Genomic DNA, 19122 nt, shown 5'->3' with positions numbered 1-19122 from the left:
TTATGGAGAAACAAACCCAATGAAGGACCAAGTTGCAGAGTCGGACCTTTCTCTTCCGCATGCGGTGTCCGTAGAACAGTTAGTGCAATCCTTGGCAACCGATTTGGAGACAGGGTTGCGGTCAGAGGAAATTGCAGACCGCCAACAAAAATGGGGCATCAACCAGGTAAAAAGCCAGAAACCCAAAAGCGTCCTCCTCCTTATTCTCCACCAATTTACCAGCCCTATCACCTACCTGTCACTGGCGGCGGCGGCGCTGTCCTTTTTCCTAGGGGAATGGCTGGACGGGTCGGCCATTCTCATTGTCACAGTAATCAACGCGGCCATTGGCTTCTTCATGGAATACAACGCAGAAAAGTCCATGGAATCCTTGCGCAAAATGGCATTGGTGCCAGCCAAAGTAATGCGCAGCGGTCGGTTGCAGGAAATATCCTCAGAGCATCTGGTACCCGGCGATATCCTGTTTCTGGAGGCGGGTGACATGGTCTCAGCCGACGCGCGCCTTTTCCTTTGCGTACAGTTAGAGGTCAATGAGTCTGCGTTGACGGGCGAGTCTCTGCCCACGCCCAAACAACCAGCAAATCTGCCGGCAGAGCAACCTCTGGCAGAAAGAAGCAACATGGCGTATAAAGGTAGCTTTGTCACCAAAGGCAACGCCCGCGCGCTAGTGACCGGCACCGGCATGCAAACTGAGTTGGGCCAGATTGCCAGCATGGTCCAGCAAGCTGAGCAGGCCGCCACCCCGCTGGAAAAGAAGCTGGAAACCTTCAGCCACAAACTCATAAAAATCACCCTGGCCTTGTGCGTTCTTGTGATGGTAGCTGGCCTCCTGCAAGACCGCCCTTGGATGGAGAGCCTCGCCACAGCCATTGCCTTGGCCGTGGCCGCCATCCCAGAAGGCTTAAGCATTGTGGTGACCTTGGCCCTGGCGCAGGGAATGCTTAGAATGACCAGGCACAACGTCATTGTCAAGAAGCTGTCGGCGGTGGAGACGCTGGGCGGCACCAATGTAATCTGCACAGACAAAACAGGCACCCTTACCAAAAATAAAATTGAAGTAGATTCCATACTGATGCCCGGTGCGCAGGCCACTGTGAAAGTAGACGCGCTGCACGCTAGCCTTCAGTTCTTGTCTAGCCCAAACCAACTGCAAAACAGCCTTAATTTTCAACATCTGTTGCATTGTTGCGCCCTGTGCAATACCGCTAGCTACCATATCCTCAACGGAGAGGAAAAGGAAATTGGAGACCCCGTAGAAGTTGGCCTCTTGAAACTGGTTTATGCTGCTGGTCAGGATGCGGACAGCCTGAGAAGAACCTTCCCCAAGGTAGCGGAAGAATCCTTCACCTCAGAAACAAAAATCATGGGCACGCTACACCAACAAGAGGGCAAGGGAATTATCTATGCGAAGGGGGCCCTGGAGGAGTTGCTGGCCCGATGCACCTACCAATTACTAGACGGGCAACTAGTTTTGCTCACCTCCTCAGACCGTGAAAGCTGGCAAGAAAAAGAAGAGCAGGTAGCCAATGAGGGGTTGAAAATTCTGGCCTTCGCGTATAAGGAAACCTCCAATACCAAAGACCTTTTTATGGAGAATCTGGTATTTCTAGGCTTAGCAGGTCTTCTGGATCCGCCGCGCGAGGATGTAAAGCAAGCGCTAGAGGAGTGCCGGTCTGCTGGTATTTCAGTGAAAATGATTACAGGAGACCATCCAGCCACTGCCCGCAATATTGCCGGGCGCGTAGGGATTGTGGCACCAGGCCAAGCGGTACAAGTAGTGTTAGGCGCTCAAATGCCAGACTACGCCCGGCTAACCGACTGGCAGAAAAAAGACTGGCTTAGCGCCTCCATCTTTGCCCGGGTAAGCCCCAAACAGAAATTGGATCTTGTATCCCTTTTGCAGGAAAACCAGCTGGTGGTGGGCATGACCGGTGACGGTGTCAATGACGCCCCCGCCCTCAAAAAGGCAGACATAGGCATCGCCATGGGGATACGGGGCACGCAAGTAGCACAGGAGGCAGCAGATATGATTTTACAGGATGACGCCTTCCCGTCCATTGTAGTGGCTTTGTGGCAAGGGCGCATAATCTTTGACAACATCAGAAAGTTTGTGGTTTTCATGCTCTCCTGCAATTTAAGCGAGCTTCTGGTGGTCACGCTTGTTTCCCTGCTGGGCTGGTCTTTTCAGCTGCTCCCCATCCAGATTCTATTCATCAATCTGATTACAGACGTGCTGCCGGCCCTTGCCTTGGGTGCCAGCCCCGGCCACCCGGCTATCATGCAACAACAACCTCGTGCCCTTGGCGAGCCTATCCTTCAAAATTCACATTGGGTGGCTTTGGTGGTGTATGCCGTGGTTATTGCGGGCTGCGTGCTGGGGGCGGTGTTCTTAAGTCTGTGGTTGGTGGGCCGGGGCCAAATTCCAGCAGAAGGGTACGCTAACAATATCCTGTTTCTCACTTTAATTTTATGCCAGCTGTGGCATGTCTTTAATATGGGCAACACCAAAGGCAACTTCTTTAAAAATGAAGTATTCACCAACGCTTACATCTGGTATGCACTCCTACTGTGCTTCGCGGTTTTAGGGGCTGTTTACCTGGTACCTACAGTAGCGCAGGCCTTGGCTCTGCTGCCCGTCAGCCTACCGCAAGTGGCCGTCATGGGAGGGTTCAGTCTGCTTTCCTTCTTCCTTATTTATCTGGTAAGAAAGCTCCACATTATTTTGTAGATTACCCAATGGCTACACCCAGATCAGAAATTTTCATCACAAAGTCCTCTGGAGAGACAGCGCCCTTCTCGTACCAAAAGTTAAAGAAGTCCCTCCACGGGGCCGGTGCCAGCGAGGCGGTTATTGAAGACATCATAAGTCAGGTAGAGAGCGAACTTTACCCGGGCATGTCCACCAAAAGAATTTACAAGAAAGCGTTCTCACTTCTTAAAACAAAGCCCGGTGCTTTGGCGGCCCGCTACAAACTTAAATCGGCTATCATGGAGTTGGGGCCCACCGGCTTCGCCTTTGAGCGGTTTGTAGGCGCCTTAATGCGTTACCAGGGATTTGACGTGGTGGTGAGCCAGATTATGAGAGGCCATTGCGTTACCCATGAAATTGATGTGATCGCCACCAAGGGAAACCAGCAGTTTTTCATTGAATGCAAATTCCATAACCTGCCTAGCTACCAATGTAATGTAAAAATTCCGCTGTACATCAATTCTAGGTTCAAAGACGTGGAAGCTGAACTTCTAAAGAAGGCTGGCAACAAAAAGATGTTTTACCAAGGCTGGATTGTCACCAACACCCGCTTCTCACAAGACGCCATTACGTACGGGCGCTGTGCCGGACTCCATCTGCTTGGCTGGAACTACCCAAACGGGAAGGGCCTCAAGGAGCTGGTGGAACACAGCGGCATCCATCCGCTTACCAGCCTCACCACGCTTACCCACGCAGAGAAACAACGCCTGCTAGAAGAAAAACTGGTGCTCAGCCGCGAACTATGCGATAACCCGGGCATTCTGGAAGACTTAGGAATTGGCCCGGAAAGGCTGAAACGCATCATGCTAGAGGCTTTTAGCCTACAGCACACAACCCTCGTTAACAAATAAAACCAACACCATGGAAACTGCCATCTCTCTTCAATTTCTAGGGGCCGCCGGCACCGTTACCGGGTCCAAGTACCTGCTTAGGGTACCTGGCAAGAACATTTTAATTGACTGTGGCCTTTTTCAAGGGTTAAAGGAGCTAAGACTGCTAAACTGGGAACCACCTGCCTTCCCTCCAGAAGAAATTGACCTGGTGTTGCTCACCCACGCCCATCTTGACCATACTGGCTACTTGCCCAGGCTAGTGAAACGGGGATTTAGAGGAGAAATTTGGGGCACAGACCCTACTCTTGACATTGCCACCATCATCTTAAAAGACACTGCCAAAATACAGGAGGAGGAAGCCAAGCAGGCCAATGAGAACGGTTACTCCAAGCACCATCCTGCCTTGGCCTTCTATGATTTAAAAGACGTAGAGAAGACGCTAAAGTGGTTCCGGATGAAACCTTTGGATCATTGGATTCCCCTAGCCGACAACGTGCAGTGCCGGTTCAGGTACAATGGGCACCTACTGGGTGCCACCTTCATTGAATTGGAGGTAGCCGGCAAGCGCATTGTCTTTTCCGGTGACATTGGCAGACCCAATGACCTATTGTTACATCCTCCTCAAAAACCTGAAAAGTCTGATATACTACTACTGGAAAGCACCTACGGAGACCGCCTGCACCCAAAAGAATACACCAAACAACGGTTGGCTGACCTTGTACGTCACACCCTGCAAAAAAAAGGCACCTTGCTCATTCCCAGCTTTGCCGTAGAGCGGGCGCAATCCTTAATGCACCTGCTTTGGCAGCTTAAAAAAGAAAATAAAATAGACCGCGTGCCTATTATTCTAGACACGCCCATGGGGGCAGATGTGTTAAAGGTTTTCTACCAGGCCCAGCCCTGGCACAAGTTATCTCCAGAAGACTGCCTGCAAATGTGTGAGGATTTCAGGATTGTCACCTCTTACCGCGAAACCTGGGAAATCATTGACAAAAAAGAGCCCAAGATTGTTATTGCTGGCAGCGGCATGGTCACCGGCGGGCGTATTCTTACCTATCTCACAAAATACGCCGAGGACCCGGCTACCACCATTCTCTTGACGGGGTACCAGGCAGAAGGCACCCGGGGCCGGCAATTGGAAGAAGGCGCCAAAGAGATTAAAATCTACGGCAACCACTACCCTGTACGTGCCGAGGTTTTCTCCTTGGAAGGCCTCTCTGGGCATGCAGACCAAGCAGAACTGATAGACTGGCTAAGTGAGTTAAAAGAGACACCCGACCAGGTTTTTCTGGTACATGGAGAACCAACCGCCACACTGGCATTTCAGAAAAAACTAAAGGAAACTTTGGGTTGGGATTGTGTCATTCCTACCAGAAACCAAACAATAGAAATCTCCCTGTAGCAATAAAATTATAGAGAAACTGCTCCTCCTAAAAGGCGGATGATTGCTCTCATTCACGTTAATAGTTGACGTTGCCTAATGACCTTTGATTGTTCATTCTTAGCGTAGACAGTATAATTTTACAACTAAGGATTCTTCTTGCTAAAGGGTTTTACTGTCCATTGTTTTAATTGGAACCAAACATTACCCCTTACAGCGCCCTGATTAAGGTTTGTTTACAAGGTTCATCAAATGGCGACTCTCTTACAGGAAGGCCGCTTCTCATTCCAATGGACTTTCAAAGTGCCTAAAATTCTGGAGATAAGGTTCTAAATTTCAATTCCCTAGAAGGCAAACTAACTTTCAAAACCCGCTTGAGCTGATGTTTGAGCGGGTTTAAATCTTTCTAAGCGCTTTGTAATATCTATGCTTTCGCTGCACTCTCCTATTAAAGTCCTAACTTCATCCTATGTATCTCATTCGGGAATCCCCATATCTTATAGTGGTTTGATTTCTTAAGCGGTTACAAGACTCCCATGAAAAGTTACCCAAGACAATTGGGTTCCAAAACGTGTAGATGGCAGAAAATCAGCAAACCTACTTTTCCCCACTTTTACCAGCTCACACTTAAAGTAACCCAGCCGTAAATCTGACAGACAGCTGCCTACATTACCCCACAAGTGTAAGGAAAATGGAGCTCTTCTAAATTAAACCGGCTGGCTTACAACACGTATACTCCTTGCACGAAAGTGAGAATACCCTCTGTTCTCAGTACCCTTTATTCTGCTTACCACCTTCTTATTACCAGTTACCGCCCTACAGCGCCTATGGCTTGCAAATCTGCTTGCGTACGGCTTCATGGAATTGTGAAAAGGCGTCCACCTGATTACTGTGTGCCATAGCCTCCACCCGAAGGACTTTGCACCAGCAGATGGAAGCGAGACCGGTGTTTGACTACTCAACGCATGTGGAATGAAGAAAAATCTACTTTTTATTTTAGTACTTTCAGTGCTTATTGGTTTTAAGGCAGTCGCCCAAATTACCACACTCCCCTTAGGTGATGGGGAATACAAATCGGTGACCAGCCTGACTCCTTTGCCAATATCTACCAACACGGCCGACAAGCCTCAATCTAAAATATGGTCCCATGCGGGCAAGTTCTGGACAATCTTGGCCAACGAGGAAGGCACCTTTCTCTGGAAATTGGACGGCACCACCTGGTCCAAAATGCTGACCGTTTCTGCGGGTGCCCTGGCACGGGTAGACTGCAAGGTGGTGGGAGAGGTAGTCCATGTACTTTTATACAGAGGCGACAATGAATCCTATCTTTATTCTCTGGAATATGATGCCGCTGCCTCAAATTACAAACTCTGGAGCCAGCGGACCGCCAGAGCCGCCTTCACCTTAGGCCAGGGCGGCGAAACAGCCACGCTGGACATTGACAACGCCGGAAGGATGTGGATTGCCTATGACACCCCCGGCGAAATGAACGTACGCTGGAGTGACAGTCCATACAGCACTTGGAGCGATCCCATAGTGGTTGCTTCCCGCATAGCCGAAGATGACATCTGCGGCATTATCGCGTTGCCCACGCAAAACAAAATAGCGGTCTTCTGGAGTAACCAGAGAACAGAATCGTTCGGTATGAAAACGCACATTACCGGGGCAAGTCCTACTACCTGGTCTGAGGATGAGTTACCCGCTTCTCAGTATGCCCAGCACGTAGGTGCTGGCTTCGCGGATGATCACATCAACATGGCAGTGGCCAGTGATGGCACCCTGTACTGCGCCGTGAAGACCGGATATGACACTCCTGGGTATGACAAGCTAGCCTTGTTAGTGCGCCGTCCGAACGGAACCTGGGACAGTCCCTATCAAGTCACAGAATTGGAGGGCACTCGGCCCATTGTGCTTCTCAATGAAACCATAGGCAGAATCAGAGTGGTGTATACCTCGCATGAGAGCGGCGGAGACATCTTGTATAAAGAGTCGGCAATTGGTACTATCTCTTTTGGTCCTGCCAACACCCTGCTCAAGGGAATGTACAACTACGCCAGCAGCACCAAAGCCAACCACGGCACAGAATCAGTCATCATTGCCACTGATGTGAGCACAACTGATTGGAAGGCAGCGGGTGTATTGGTAACCGATCCTGCGTCTGTAGTGACCGGAAATTTAGACTGGAACTCAGGAAAGAATACGCACTTAACCGGTCTCCAGGCATTTCCAAATCCTTTCTCCTCCACCGCCACCCTTAGGTTCTCGCTTCTGCAAAACTCTCACTACGCTGCCAGCCTATATGACAGCAGAGGAGTTAAAATTAGACCTTTAGGAAACGGCCGGGCAACCAAAGGAACAGAGATAACCCTTCCAATTGATGGAGCTAGCCTTTCTCCCGGTCTGTATTTCATAAGATTGACCACAGAGTCTGGCACCGTAACCACCAGAATGGTACATTCCATACATTAGGTACTTCTCTAAAAAGCGATTCCCGTTATTGGGTATACTTTGTGAGGAAATAGAATTTACCATGAACACCTTAAAAGAGGCGTCTTTTCAAAGAGACGCCTCTTTTTATGCTTTACTCAATCTGACTTTACCATGAATTTACGGTAGCCTCCAGTTCTGAATACCCATTGGCGTTCATTAAGGAGAGAAAACTAACTTTATTCTTCCTCCACGGCATCAACTGAGAGTCTATATTGATAATAGCCTGAAGTAACAATTAGGTGTTTAGCATGCTTGCCAACATCACCCACATGCTAGTAAGTATTCGGGCACCGTCACAATCACCGGCAGAGATAAGGTTGATAACAATTATTTACCTTAAAGGCATTGCCACCTAACCGTTGATTATGGAGAGGGCATACCCTTTTCATTCAGCAATAAACCCATTCAAGACTAGCCAGAAGCAAGGTTACACTAAATCGGGAATGAATTATGCCAAAAGAGATTGTCCTGAGGTCATGGCCATTCTACCGTTGGTCTGGCATATTTTCAGTAATTTTCCTCATTCAAAAACTGAATTTTGCTGGAGATAATTTACGAAGACGCGCACTACGTGGCCATCCATAAACCAAACGGATTATTGGTGCACAGAACCCGAATTGCAGAGGAGAAAAAGGAGTTTGCCTTGCAGATGCTTCGGGACCAGTTAGGGTATAGGCTGCACGCGGTGCACCGGCTGGACAGGGGCACCTCTGGCGTACTGTTATTCGCCAAAAGCCCCGAGGCCACGGCTCCCCTGGTCAAGGCTTTTGCAGAACGCCAGCCAGACAAAACTTATTATGCCATAGTACGCGGGTACGCACCTGAGAGCGGCACCATTGACAGCCCTATCAGGCCAGACAAAGACCACCAGCACAAGGAGGCGCAAGAGGCCGTCACCCATTTTACGCGCCTGGCCACGGTAGAACTTCCCATCCCCGTTGGACGGTACCAGACGGCGCGGTATAGCCTGGTCAAAATAAAGCCAGAAACCGGCAGAATGCACCAGATCCGCAAGCACTTCGCACATGCCCGCCACTACATCATAGGAGACAAAAAACACGGAGACTGGCGCCACAACCTCATGTTTCTGGAGAGGCTAAACAGTCCCAGTCTCTTGCTGCATGCTGCCTCCCTCACGTTTGAGCATCCGTTTACGGGGCAGATAGTTACTATCAAAACTCCGCTCCCAAATAACATGGCCCGCCTGTGCCGGGAGTTCGGTTGGGAGGCTGTAATGGAGGAGCAAGAAGAACTAAGAGCTGCCCCTTCTACTCCAGAGTAGCCAGGTCAAGCACGCTTTGATCCAACCCGTACACATCCTCCCTGAACTGCAAAATCCCCTGTCCGTCTACCCAACAGGTAAAGTACCTGATCTGGATGGACACCGGCTTAGGTAAGAATACATTTTCATTCACCCGTGTATCATGGGCCAAGGAAAAAGGACGGGGTTTGTTCCAGTCTGGACTTAGCAGAAACGAAGCCAGCTTTTCTGGATTCTGCACGCGAACGCAGCCATGACTGTACGTACGCACCGGATGCTTGAACAAAGACCTGACCGGCGTGTCATGCAAATAAATGTCATGCGGGTTGGCGAAAATGAATTTGAGCTGCCCCAGCGCGTTCTTAGGGCCTGGGCTTTGAATAATGGTGAGCTTTCTGCCATCGACGGTCTTCCAGTTCACCTGCTTTACTCCTATGGGCACCAGGTGGCCTTTCACCTCTGTGTACAACCTCATGTTGTTCTTAGCCAGATAGGTTGCGTCTCGTCTAATTGCTGGTATAATTTCCCGCTGGATGATACTCTTGGGCAGGTTCCAGGTGGGGCGTACCACCAGGTAGCTTATTTTGCTGTGCAGAGGCACCGTCTGGTACATCTTCTGGGGTTGCCCCACAATCACGGGAGTGCTCCAAACGGTTTGCCCATGTTGATTGATTACCTGAAGAAGGAAGTCTGGAATGTTGACCACCACCAACGGAGTGCCCGCTGGCTGCATATAAGTGGTATCCTGCCAGCGGGCCAGGTTCAGTTGAATTTGGCGCAGGCGCTGGGCGGGTGACACATTCATGGCGGTCAAGGTCTGGCAGCCCACTACGCCGTCTGGAGCCAGGCCGTGCCGTTTCTGAAACCGCTTGACCGCCGCCGTTAGGGGTTCATCAAAAAGACTACTATCTGCCGCAGAGCATTGAGCAAGGTCCTGGGTGAGGCACAGCATCTTTCTGAGACGGGGCACCAATTTGTCTACCGTGCCAGGCTTCACGCAGACATCCCCGGGGAATGAAACCCACTCCTGGCTCTCCACTATTTTCTGGTACTGCTGCATAGCTGCCAACAAGTGCTCTTGCTGCGCCGACGGCACAAAGGCCACCTGTTGCGCCTGCAAGGGAAAAGAAAGCGCCAACGTGACCAGAAACAGCAGAAGAAAACACCATCTGAACATATCACTCAACATTATGGGCCGCGAAAGCCCGGCAGAAAGAAGCCAAGTTATCATCGTACCAATTGCCCATCCAGCCTGCCTAAAACTTGCCTAAGTAGTAAACGGCTCTCAGGCCTGAGAAGAAGACGGGGCTAGGCGATAAGGTTTTTCAGGGAGGGTGAGCAGCGGCACGGTGGTATGGTGCATGAGTTGCTTGGTGACACTGCTATGGAAAAGGTCATCAAAAAAGCCCCGCTTGTGCATGGACACGGCCAGTACATCGGCTTGGTTTTGCTCTACAAAGTCATGCAGGCCGTGCACTATATCCTTATCTCGTATCTGAGCCACGCAGCAAGACAGTTGCGGGAACTGCCCCAAAAGTTCTTGTAACTGATGCCCGTCTTTGCCAGATGTTTCCTCCCCCTCGCCCACTACGTTCACAATAGAGACCCGCGCGCCAAAGGCCTGGGCCAGTTGGCTCAGCTGGGGCAGAAACACGTGCTCATCACTCACAAAATCAGAGGCGTAGGCTATGTGCTGAATGTCCTGGTACTGGGCCACTCCCGGAATCATCAGCACCGGACAATGGGCAGACTTGCTGAACTCTGCCGCGTTGGTCCCTATCAGGCTATCCAGAAAGTTGGTGGCGCCTTTGGTGCCCATCACCACTAAGTCCACGCCGTGGGTTTTGACCAGTTCATTCAGGTCGCCGGTGAGATAGCCATATTGGCAAATGGTCTCTATGGCAAACTGATCCTGGTATTCGGCCCGCAGGTTTTGGGCAGCCATCTCCAGCTCTTTTGAAAACTCCTCCTCCAGTTGCATGTCTGGGGGCATGACCAGCCCGCTCTCAATGGGGGCCACCGGCAGATGAATGATGTGGGCCATGATCAGTTTGGCCTGCGTTTTACGGGCAATGGCCGCTGCAAACTGGATGGCGTTGCGGGCATTGTCTGAGAAGTCTGTGGGTACCAGGATGGCTTTCATAGTAGTAGCATAAAAGGAGGTGAACAATGAAAAGGCGCGCAGTGGGTGTACCACAAGTGCTCCCGCAAAGATGACACAGGTAACCACAGGTAAATATGACCGGCAGCACCTGAAAGAGGGATCCTTATCATATACGTATAACCCGCATGCGCCCATCACATTTTACCGTAATTTCCCCTTGCCTCAGGCATTGGGACAAAGGTCGTTTTTGGGCCATTTTCTGGGAAACAAGCCAAAAACGGTTTTCGGTTACCGGTAGGCCACCTTACTGCAAGCGCCCATCCTGCGTCAATTATTTCTGTAGTGAGCAGGAACGTTGACTCAATTCATAAAATGATTTTTCAGGTTGAATATCCCATATCATGCCGACGCCTGCACCATGGTTACCATAATGGGTAATTGTCGTTTTTGGCCTGTTTTCTGGAAAACAAGCCAAAAACGGTGTATAGAAAATGAATCCTGGCTTCAGATGACATATGTTGTCTGAAACCAGGACTCATTATAATTTCGCCTCTGCTCAGCAATAAGCGCCCGAAGGTCTATGGTACTTTAATGCTTTTCGCCGGGGTGGTAGGTGGCTTTGGCGCGCTTCTCTACGTCCTCGCGGTAATAGGCCACGTCTTTGAATTTAACGTTTGCGTAGCGCTGGGCTTGGTCGTCAAAATGCGGGGAATTGGGATCGCCGCTCTGGCCGCCTGCCAGCATAGACTTCGCCTTTACCCTGTCCCCGAACTCTACCACCGCCACAAAGCTGTTGCCCGAGGTGCCGTACAAGCGCTTGGTGTTGTATGAATTGGCGCCAAAAGAAGCCAGCGCTCCCCAGTTGCCCGAGGCCATGCCAATGGGCAGGCTGGGTTTCTGGTCATTGAACGGTTGCTTGATTTCTCCGGTCAGGCGTTGGTATCGGTTGATCTCGCCCCAAGGGGTTTTCCAGGAGCCAAAGTCCAGTTCCAGTCGCGCAATTGTCTGCTTGAAAATCTCCAGGCGCTCTTTCTCAGAAGATGCTTTGGCGTAAAATTCTATTCTGTCTATCAGGCCGGTCAGTGCTTTGGGGGCGCTGCCGTTTTTAAACGAATTGGTGGCATAGAAATGAGCCAGTGACATGGGCACAGATTCCTTGGACACGGCATAGTCCCAGTTGCGCAGAACCTCAATGGCTTCTTTCAGGTTGGGATCGGTTGGCTTCTGCGCGTCATAGGCTTTCACCAGACCCGGTATCAATACCTCAAAAGCCGGCAGGTACGGGTCATACGCCAATTTGATTAGTTTTTCCAGAGTCAGGTCATCGGCTTTTTTCAACAACCTAATGGCGTGGATGCCCCGGTAGTTCTCTGGCGACGGGGCCATGTAGGCGGGATAGTTTTCTCTTTTAGGACTGTACTCGCCGGCGCTGGTGAAGGGCGTGGAGTTACAGTTCTGAATCCAGCCGTTGGGCGGGTTGGTGACAATGATGGTTTCCTCCAGGGAATGCAGGCCGTTCCAGTCGGTTTTGGGGTTGCTGCCGTCTACAGGTCTGGAGTAATCAAAAGAGGTGTCTCGGCGCGGGAAGAAGTTGCCGTGGTAATAGGCAATGTTGCCGTCTGCGTCTGCGTACACCGTGCCGTTAGAAGAGTTGGTGCGCATCTGCATCATCTGGTTGAACTCCTTTAAGTTGCTTTGCTTGGTTCTAATGAAAGACTGCGTGAGGGCCTGCACTGGTTTCCACATGAGGGCGGTGGCCACCCATTTGTCACCGTTCTGGTGGGTGATGGGGCCGTGGTGGGTTCTGTAGGTGGGAAACGTCTTTTGCTTGATCTCATCCCCAACTTTGTAAGAAAGCGTGACGCTAGACGTGGCCACAGGGCGTTTCTCTGAGCCGTATTTGTAAAAGTATTGGTCTTTCTCTTTGACAATGGTTTCCTCAAATTCATCAATCACGTCTGTGTACGCCGAGGTGTGCATCCAGCCGGTTTTTTCATTAAAGCCCTGGTAGATGAAAAACTGTCCCCAGGTTACGGCACCGTAGGCATTCAAGCCTTCCTCGCTCACGGCGTGCACTTCTCCCCTGAAGAAAAAGGACGTATGCGGATTGATCAGCAGCATGGCATTACCAGAGGCGGTGTGCTTACCCGCAATAGCGAAACCGTTGGAGCCTTTGGGCTCTTCCAGCAGGCCCGGCTGTACCAACCCGTTGCCGGAGCGATTGTACCCCAGAGATTGCCTGGATTCATAAAAGGCTTTCACCCGGGCCGTTGAAATGCTTTCAATATCGCCGCCAATAGAGCCTTCGGTGAAGTACATGGGCATCCAGGGCTCAAAGTGAGTCAGGAGTTTGGGCTTCACCTCGGGGTGCGTGTACAGGTAGTAGTTGACACCATCTGCAAAGGCGCGGCAAAGCGTTTTTAACCATTCCGGGCTTTTCTCATAGTGCTGCATGGCTTCTTCCTGGGTCATGTACAGGCGCGCGCGCAGATCACTGTAGAGCATTTCCTCACCCTCTACTTCGGCTAAGCGGCCAATGGCCCAGAGGTAGTTGCGCTCCACGCGGTTAAAATCATCCTCGCACTGAGCATACAACAACCCAAAGACGGCGTCTGCGTCAGATTTCCCATATACGTGCGGCACCCCGAAATCATCTCTGATGATGGTGACTCTGGCGGCCTGTTCTTTCCATATCTGCTGGTCTTTGGTGGAGACGCCCTGCTCACTGGAGGTACAAGAAAGAAAACAGGAAAGAAACAGCAGGTAAACGGCAATCTTTCTAGACAAAAGGTTCATAAGATGAGTCTGTTTGAAGCGTAAGGCCGGCACTAAACACTATAAGAATGGTGATGGCTCTCAATAGGAACAATCTACTTCACACCACCCAGAATGGAAGCTCCTACTTAGTGCGAATTTCTACCAAAGGTAAAAGGTGGCAATTATTTCAATCTTGTACAAATACCTCACATACTGCCCGGTCAAATAAACCCTCTATCCTCTCGAGAAATTGGCAACAAAGGCGCGTATATTTAAAACACCACAGCCGTACCATGGACTTCGTTTTTGGCTTGTTTTCCAGAAAATAGCCCAAAAACGGCAGCAGGAACTCATCTGCTTTTACAGATGAACGGCAGAACCTTCACCAACTTCACCATACATATGCCTACGCTACAGTTAGAGACGTTTATGGAAGCCCCGCCAGATGTCTGTTTTGATTTGTCCCGAAGTATTGACCTGCATATACTCTCCACCCAGAAAACGGGTGAACGCGCCATTGCCGGCAGAACCTCTGGGCTTCTTCAATTAGGCGAAACCGTGACCTGGCGCGCCCAACATTTTGGCTTTTGGCAAACCCTAACCAGTAAAATCACCGCCTTTGAAAGACCTCATTTTTTTGTAGATGAAATGGTGCAGGGCGCGTTTAAGAGTTTCAGGCATGAGCATCATTTCACGCCCAGGCCAGGCGGCGGGACCCTGGTAAAAGATGTATTCACCTTTGCCTCTCCGCTGGGCATTTTAGGCACTCTGGCCAATCATCTGGTACTCACCAAGTATATGAAACGGCTGCTACTGGAAAGAAACCAGATTATCAAAGAATACGCCGAGTCTGGCAAGGCAGAAGCATACTTGTCGGAGACACAATGAAACCGGATCTTCTTTTGCCCGAAGTAGAAATTCCTAACCGCACGCTTTGTATCTTCCTCGTCTAAAAACAGACTCACTCCCTCTACTCTCTACCTAACAAAACCATGAAACATATTCTCTCCTTCGCGGTAGGCCTGCTGCTTACCGGAAGCGTCTTGGCGCAACAAACCCAGAAACCACCTTTGCATGGCAAGAACTGGATGGCCATTACGGGTAAACCGCTTGCGGCCACTGCTGGGGCCATGACCTTCCAGAAAGGCGGAAACGCGGTAGATGCGGCCTGCGCCATGCTGGCAGCCACCTGCACCATGTGGGACGTCCTGAGCTGGGGCGGCGAAACGCAGGCCTTGATTTATAATCCCAAGACTAAAAAAGTCATTGCCTTGAATGCCATGGGCGTGGCTCCAACCGGTGCCACTCCTGAGTTCTTCAAGAGCAAAGGCTATAACTTTCCGCCGGAGTACGGTCCGCTGGCCGCCACTACGCCCGGCACGCCGGGTGGCCTCATGCACATGCTGGCTAACTACGGTACCATGAGTTTGGAACAGGTGCTGGCCCCGGCCATGGACCTGGCCGCCGGCTATCCCATAGACGCGCAGACTGCCAACAGCATGGAGCGCGGCAAGGAACAAATCAAGCAGTGGCCCTACAGCAAAAAGGTGTTTTTAACTCACCCAGGTGAAAAGCGCGAAGCCCCAGAGGCCGGCGAAATCTTTGTTCAGAAAGACCTGTTGCAAACACTCACTAAACTAGTAGAGGCTGAGCGCGCCGCCCTTAAAAAAGGCAAGAGCCGCAAGGACGCCATCATGGCCGCCTATGACCGCTTTTATACCGGAGACATTGCGAAGGAATTTGTGCGCGGCGCCCAGGAACAGGGCGGCTTGATTACCCTGCAGGATCTGGCCAGATGGAAACCTCTGGAAGAGGAACCGCTTTCTGTCAACTACAAAGGCATTGACGTGTACAAACTGCAGCAGTGGACACAGGGCCCGGTGTTGTTGCAAGCGTTGAACATCCTGGAGAATTTCGACCTGAAAAAGATGGGTTACAACAGCGCTCCCTACATCCATACGCTGTACCAGGCCATGAACCTCTCCTTCGCGGACCGCGATTTCTACTACGGCGACTCCAGGTTTGCCCCGGAAGAACCCATGAAGGGATTGCTGAGCGAGGCCTATGCCAGACAGCGCGCCAGTCTCATCAAAATGGACCAGAACAATCCCAACATCGGTCCCGGAGACCCTTATCCGTTTGAAGGCAAGACCAATCCCTATCTGAAGCTGCTGAAAGAACGAGGCTATGAGATGGATACCACCAAACGCAACTTCGCGCCCAAGCATGACACCAGAAACGAGTCTTCGCTGGCCGAGTACCAGGAACGTCTCTGGCTGGGCACCACCACCGTAGAAGCCGCCGACAAGGAAGGCTGGGTGGTGTCCATTACACCCAGCGGCGGCTGGCTGCCGGCCACCATTGCCGGCAACACTGGCGTGGGCATGAGCCAACGCATGCAAAGCTTTGTATTGGATGCCTCTTTGAACCCCTTCAACGTGGTAGCACCCGGCAAGCGTCCCAGAGTGACCCTCACCCCTTCCATGGCCCTAAAAGACGGCAAGCCGTTCCTTTCCTTCGCGGTGCAGGGCGGCGATACCCAGGATCAGAACCTACTGCAATTTTTCCTGAACATGGCAGAGTTTGGCATGACGGTGCAACAGGCTTCTGAGGCAGCTAACTTCAACACCAACCAGTTATGGCTTTCTCTGGGCGGCACCAAAACCGATGACCGCAAACCCAAGCCAGGCCAAATCTTATTGAATGACACTACGCCAGAGGAGGTACGCGCACAACTCAAGAAGATGGGCTACATCCTAAGCTTTGACGACCGTACCAGCGGCCCTATCAACGCCATCTATTTTGACTGGACGCACGGCAGTTTCTGGGGAGGCTCCAGCAACCACGGCGAAGACTACGGCATAGGTTGGTAAATCAAATTCCCAACCGCCCTCATCCTCCGCATCAATTAAAAATCTATAAACGAAAAAGCCGCTCCAACTTAGAGCGGCTTTTTCGTTTATAGATGAAATCCAGTACACGTATATGGAACAAACGCCCCTCATTTTAACCCTCTCCCTGGACCCAGCGGCCCAGGCGTATTTTAATGCGCTAAGAACCCTGCATTTCCCACCTGAACGCAATTACCTACACGCGCACCTCACCTTGTTTCACCACCTTACAATTCCAGAGAAAGAAATAATGGAAACGGTACGTGAGGTTTGCCTAAGCCAGAAACCTTTCTTACTGGAAGTGACAGGATTACTGCCCTTAGGCCGGGGCGTGGCGTTTAAACTGGAAAGTGAAACTCTGCTAACATTTCACGCTCAACTTCGGCAGCGCTGGCTCCCTGCGTTGACGGCGCAAGACCAACAAAAGCTAAGGCCGCATGTCACTGTTCAAAACAAGGTAACACCTGAAGCAGCCAAGGCCCTTCTGCACAAACTAAACGGTGAGTTCAAACCCTTTACCACCAAGGCCACCGGTGTAATGCTTTTCAAATACCTAAACGGTCCCTGGCAGTTTTTGCAACAATTTGATTTTAACCAAGCAGAAAGCCTGGCCTCCTAACAGCCTTTAATGGAAAAGACCATTCGCTACTCAGATGGGCTTTCTTCCTTGGCCTGCTGGATAGCTCCGTACAGCACCGGGCTAAAAAACCGAAGGTTTTCTATTACGCAGGCCAGGTGGAAGAACTTTTGAGGGTCAATGTCTGAGTGTTGCGCCAAGCCTACCAGAATATTCTCCAGTGCATCTGCATAGTTTACATCAAATTCATCCTGAGTCATATCCATCTATCAACGCTCTATTTCTTTGCATGAAGATAACACTAAATGACTTTGTTTGATTTCATCTTTCCTTACCTGCCCTTGAGAAAAGTCCATTTGTCGATTTTAGGCTATTTTAATGAAGACAGCCCAAAAACGCCTTGCTCTTCCTAAATTCTACCCACCATCCATTTTGATCATCAACATACCCACCGCCGGCGCGTACACCAAATCCTAGACATTCATTGACCTAAGCGTGTGCAGTATGGAAAACAGCGGATATTCAAACTCAAAATATCATTTGCAGGAACTGGGCGAATCCAATTATGAAGTAGCCAAAGGCACACCCGACATCAGGGGCTGGGAGGTGATAGACCTGCAAAACCAGTTCATGGGCCGGGTGAAAGAATTGCTTTATGATGCCTCAGCTGGGAAAGTGCGCTATGCCGTCTTAGATTTGCAGGACAACCAAAGCCATCTGGAGCCAAGGCAGGTGCTGGTGCCGGTGGGCATGACAGAGGTACAGGAAAACGCCAAAGTGGTAGTGCTCTCTAAAGTAAGCACCTCCCAACTGATGGCGCTACCCTCCTATCAAAAAGGCAGATTGAACCAAGAGCTGGAGACAAAAGTGCTACGGGTTTTCGCGGGAGAGCCCTCTATCCAAATAGAACAGGAACAAAACCTCCAGGCATCTACGGCTTCTTTTAACCAGGAAAATAGTCAGACGAAGACCGGTCAGGCGTATCCTAAACAGATTGCATTTGACACTACCTTCTCAGAGAAAGATCTGGCAAGTTTTCAGGAAGGCACCATTGAATTGAAGGAGCGCATAGAAGTACCAACGCTTCATAAAACGCCATTTGTGGTGGAAGAAATTGTCATTGGTAAAGAGGTAGAATTGCACGAAGAAACCATCTATGAAACCGTCAAAAAAACGGAGGTACACCTAAGCGATGTCAGCATTCCACCCCAGCACCTAGACCAAGATTCTGATCGTTCTTCTTAAGTATATTATTCCTTCCCTCCTCTGAAACCTGCCTACCCGTCCCCAATGGGTAGGCAGGTTTTTTTTATTTTATCTCCACTTACACCGGTAAATCAGTATATACCACCACCTACATATTTTAATATTCATCTTCCCGTATACCTATTTCCATTCGTTTAATCCTTCGCACATATTTCTTATTCTATAAGAAGTAAACCTAGTTTTTATTTAGAACCATCTTGCCTGAAAGCGAATCCTCCACTTTGGCCTAAAACCAAAAAGTACAATTATTTTTCATTCTTTAACCAACCTCCTTGCTTCTCCGTCGTTTAGTTTACCACAGGGACAGAAAAATAGAATCAAATGGAAAATCATGAGAATGAATCTCTCCAGGAACGAGACAACCTTCAGAATGCACAGGCCCACCAACACCGACCAGAATCAATGACCATTCCGGTTATTGAGGAGCGGGTGCAGGTAGAGAAAAGAATGGTGGAGAAAGGCGCCGTGAGAATCACCAAGGTGGTGAGCGAGCAAGAAGTGCCCATTAACATTCCCCTGCTGCAGGAAGAACATGATATCCAGCGCGTCCCCGTGAATGAGTATGTAGACACGCCGCCGCCACCCATCAGGTATGAAGGCGACACCATGATTATTCCAATAGTGCAAGAAGTGATGGTGGTACAGAAGCGCCTGATGGTAGTAGAAGAACTACACATCACTAAAAATATAACGCAGACCCATGATGTACAACAGGTGAACCTGCGCAAGGAAGAGATCAGAGTGGAGCGCATCTCCCCTGACGCTCCAGACTCGGCTAATGAGCCTTTGTAAGCCCGGGTTTCTGCTCCTAAT

The 19122-nt window shown here is 50.3% G+C and carries 14 protein-coding genes; 10 read left to right on the top strand and 4 right to left on the bottom strand.

Translation table 11 applies throughout. The annotated features are described in order from the left end of the window. Positions 1–19 precede the first annotated feature (19 nt). From GU926_RS00615 to GU926_RS00595, 5 genes are all read left to right on the top strand, one after another. Positions 20–2728 carry a cation-translocating P-type ATPase gene (locus GU926_RS00615; protein ID WP_160688025.1) on the top strand — a complete coding sequence of 903 codons (2709 nt, stop codon included), beginning with the start codon at positions 20–22 and terminating at the stop codon, positions 2726–2728. Between the two features lie 8 nt (positions 2729–2736). Next, complete coding sequence (locus GU926_RS00610; RefSeq protein ID WP_160688023.1) at positions 2737–3600, top strand: restriction endonuclease; 864 nt, start codon at positions 2737–2739, stop codon at positions 3598–3600. A 10-nt stretch (positions 3601–3610) separates the two neighbouring features. Continuing rightward, positions 3611–4984, top strand: a complete 1374-nt coding sequence (locus tag GU926_RS00605; RefSeq protein ID WP_160688021.1) for an MBL fold metallo-hydrolase RNA specificity domain-containing protein — start codon at positions 3611–3613, stop codon at positions 4982–4984. 951 nt (positions 4985–5935) lie between these two features. Continuing rightward, entirely contained in the window at positions 5936–7432 is a 1497-nt protein-coding gene (locus GU926_RS00600) for a T9SS type A sorting domain-containing protein (RefSeq protein ID WP_160688019.1), read from the top strand. Positions 7433–7991: 559 nt separating this feature from the next. Further along, a complete protein-coding gene (locus tag GU926_RS00595) occupies positions 7992–8735 on the top strand; it encodes a pseudouridine synthase (protein ID WP_160688017.1) in 744 nt (247 codons plus the stop codon). Here the strand turns inward: GU926_RS00595 and GU926_RS00590 are convergent. From GU926_RS00590 to GU926_RS00580, 3 genes are all read right to left on the bottom strand, one after another. Further along, a complete protein-coding gene (locus GU926_RS00590) occupies positions 8722–9891 on the bottom strand; it encodes a L,D-transpeptidase family protein (protein ID WP_160688015.1) in 1170 nt (389 codons plus the stop codon). The two genes, GU926_RS00595 and GU926_RS00590, sit on opposite strands and share 14 nt — an antisense overlap. A gap of 108 nt (positions 9892–9999) precedes the next feature. Further along, the gene (locus tag GU926_RS00585; RefSeq protein WP_160688013.1) at positions 10000–10857 is read right to left on the bottom strand and encodes a universal stress protein; all 858 of its coding nucleotides are present in this window, start codon (positions 10855–10857) and stop codon (positions 10000–10002) included. A gap of 549 nt (positions 10858–11406) precedes the next feature. Then, complete coding sequence (locus GU926_RS00580; RefSeq protein ID WP_160688011.1) at positions 11407–13614, bottom strand: acylase; 2208 nt, start codon at positions 13612–13614, stop codon at positions 11407–11409. Positions 13615–13941: 327 nt separating this feature from the next. Here GU926_RS00580 and GU926_RS00575 point away from each other — a divergent pair, with 327 nt between their 5' ends. From GU926_RS00575 to GU926_RS00565, 3 genes are all read left to right on the top strand, one after another. Next, the gene (locus GU926_RS00575) at positions 13942–14463 is read left to right on the top strand and encodes an SRPBCC family protein (protein WP_232058389.1); all 522 of its coding nucleotides are present in this window, start codon (positions 13942–13944) and stop codon (positions 14461–14463) included. A 104-nt stretch (positions 14464–14567) separates the two neighbouring features. Next, a complete protein-coding gene (locus GU926_RS00570; RefSeq protein WP_160688009.1) occupies positions 14568–16448 on the top strand; it encodes a gamma-glutamyltransferase family protein in 1881 nt (626 codons plus the stop codon). Positions 16449–16560: 112 nt separating this feature from the next. After that, complete coding sequence (locus GU926_RS00565; RefSeq protein WP_160688007.1) at positions 16561–17085, top strand: 2'-5' RNA ligase family protein; 525 nt, start codon at positions 16561–16563, stop codon at positions 17083–17085. A 26-nt stretch (positions 17086–17111) separates the two neighbouring features. Here the strand turns inward: GU926_RS00565 and GU926_RS00560 are convergent, their stop codons facing one another. After that, a complete protein-coding gene (locus tag GU926_RS00560) occupies positions 17112–17303 on the bottom strand; it encodes a hypothetical protein (RefSeq protein WP_232058388.1) in 192 nt (63 codons plus the stop codon). A gap of 244 nt (positions 17304–17547) precedes the next feature. Here GU926_RS00560 and GU926_RS00555 point away from each other — a divergent pair, with 244 nt between their 5' ends. Beyond that, positions 17548–18288, top strand: a complete 741-nt coding sequence (locus GU926_RS00555; protein ID WP_160688003.1) for a PRC-barrel domain-containing protein — start codon at positions 17548–17550, stop codon at positions 18286–18288. 342 nt (positions 18289–18630) lie between these two features. Continuing rightward, entirely contained in the window at positions 18631–19101 is a 471-nt protein-coding gene (locus tag GU926_RS00550) for a YsnF/AvaK domain-containing protein (protein WP_232058387.1), read from the top strand. Positions 19102–19122: the final 21 nt, after the last annotated feature.

It is taken from the genome of Nibribacter ruber (assembly GCF_009913235.1).
In the GTDB taxonomy this organism is placed as follows: Bacteria; Bacteroidota; Bacteroidia; order Cytophagales; family Hymenobacteraceae; genus Nibribacter; species Nibribacter ruber.
Note: the sequence above shows the minus strand (reverse complement) of the source record. Positions and strands in the feature narration are given on the sequence as shown.

Excerpts from the sequence above, each read along its gene's own strand:
- GU926_RS00615 (WP_160688025.1), top strand. The coding sequence starts at position 20 with ATGAAGGACCAAGTTGCAGAGTCGGACCTTTCTCTTCCGCATGCGGTG.
- GU926_RS00610 (WP_160688023.1), top strand. The coding sequence starts at position 2,737 with ATGGCTACACCCAGATCAGAAATTTTCATCACAAAGTCCTCTGGAGAG.
- GU926_RS00605 (WP_160688021.1), top strand. The coding sequence starts at position 3,611 with ATGGAAACTGCCATCTCTCTTCAATTTCTAGGGGCCGCCGGCACCGTT.
- GU926_RS00600 (WP_160688019.1), top strand. The coding sequence starts at position 5,936 with ATGAAGAAAAATCTACTTTTTATTTTAGTACTTTCAGTGCTTATTGGT.
- GU926_RS00590 (WP_160688015.1), bottom strand. The coding sequence starts at position 9,891 with ATGTTCAGATGGTGTTTTCTTCTGCTGTTTCTGGTCACGTTGGCGCTT.
- GU926_RS00585 (WP_160688013.1), bottom strand. The coding sequence starts at position 10,857 with ATGAAAGCCATCCTGGTACCCACAGACTTCTCAGACAATGCCCGCAAC.
- GU926_RS00580 (WP_160688011.1), bottom strand. The coding sequence starts at position 13,614 with ATGAACCTTTTGTCTAGAAAGATTGCCGTTTACCTGCTGTTTCTTTCC.
- GU926_RS00575 (WP_232058389.1), top strand. The coding sequence starts at position 13,942 with ATGAACGGCAGAACCTTCACCAACTTCACCATACATATGCCTACGCTA.
- GU926_RS00570 (WP_160688009.1), top strand. The coding sequence starts at position 14,568 with ATGAAACATATTCTCTCCTTCGCGGTAGGCCTGCTGCTTACCGGAAGC.
- GU926_RS00565 (WP_160688007.1), top strand. The coding sequence starts at position 16,561 with ATGGAACAAACGCCCCTCATTTTAACCCTCTCCCTGGACCCAGCGGCC.
- GU926_RS00560 (WP_232058388.1), bottom strand. The coding sequence starts at position 17,303 with ATGACTCAGGATGAATTTGATGTAAACTATGCAGATGCACTGGAGAAT.
- GU926_RS00555 (WP_160688003.1), top strand. The coding sequence starts at position 17,548 with ATGGAAAACAGCGGATATTCAAACTCAAAATATCATTTGCAGGAACTG.
- GU926_RS00550 (WP_232058387.1), top strand. The coding sequence starts at position 18,631 with ATGGAAAATCATGAGAATGAATCTCTCCAGGAACGAGACAACCTTCAG.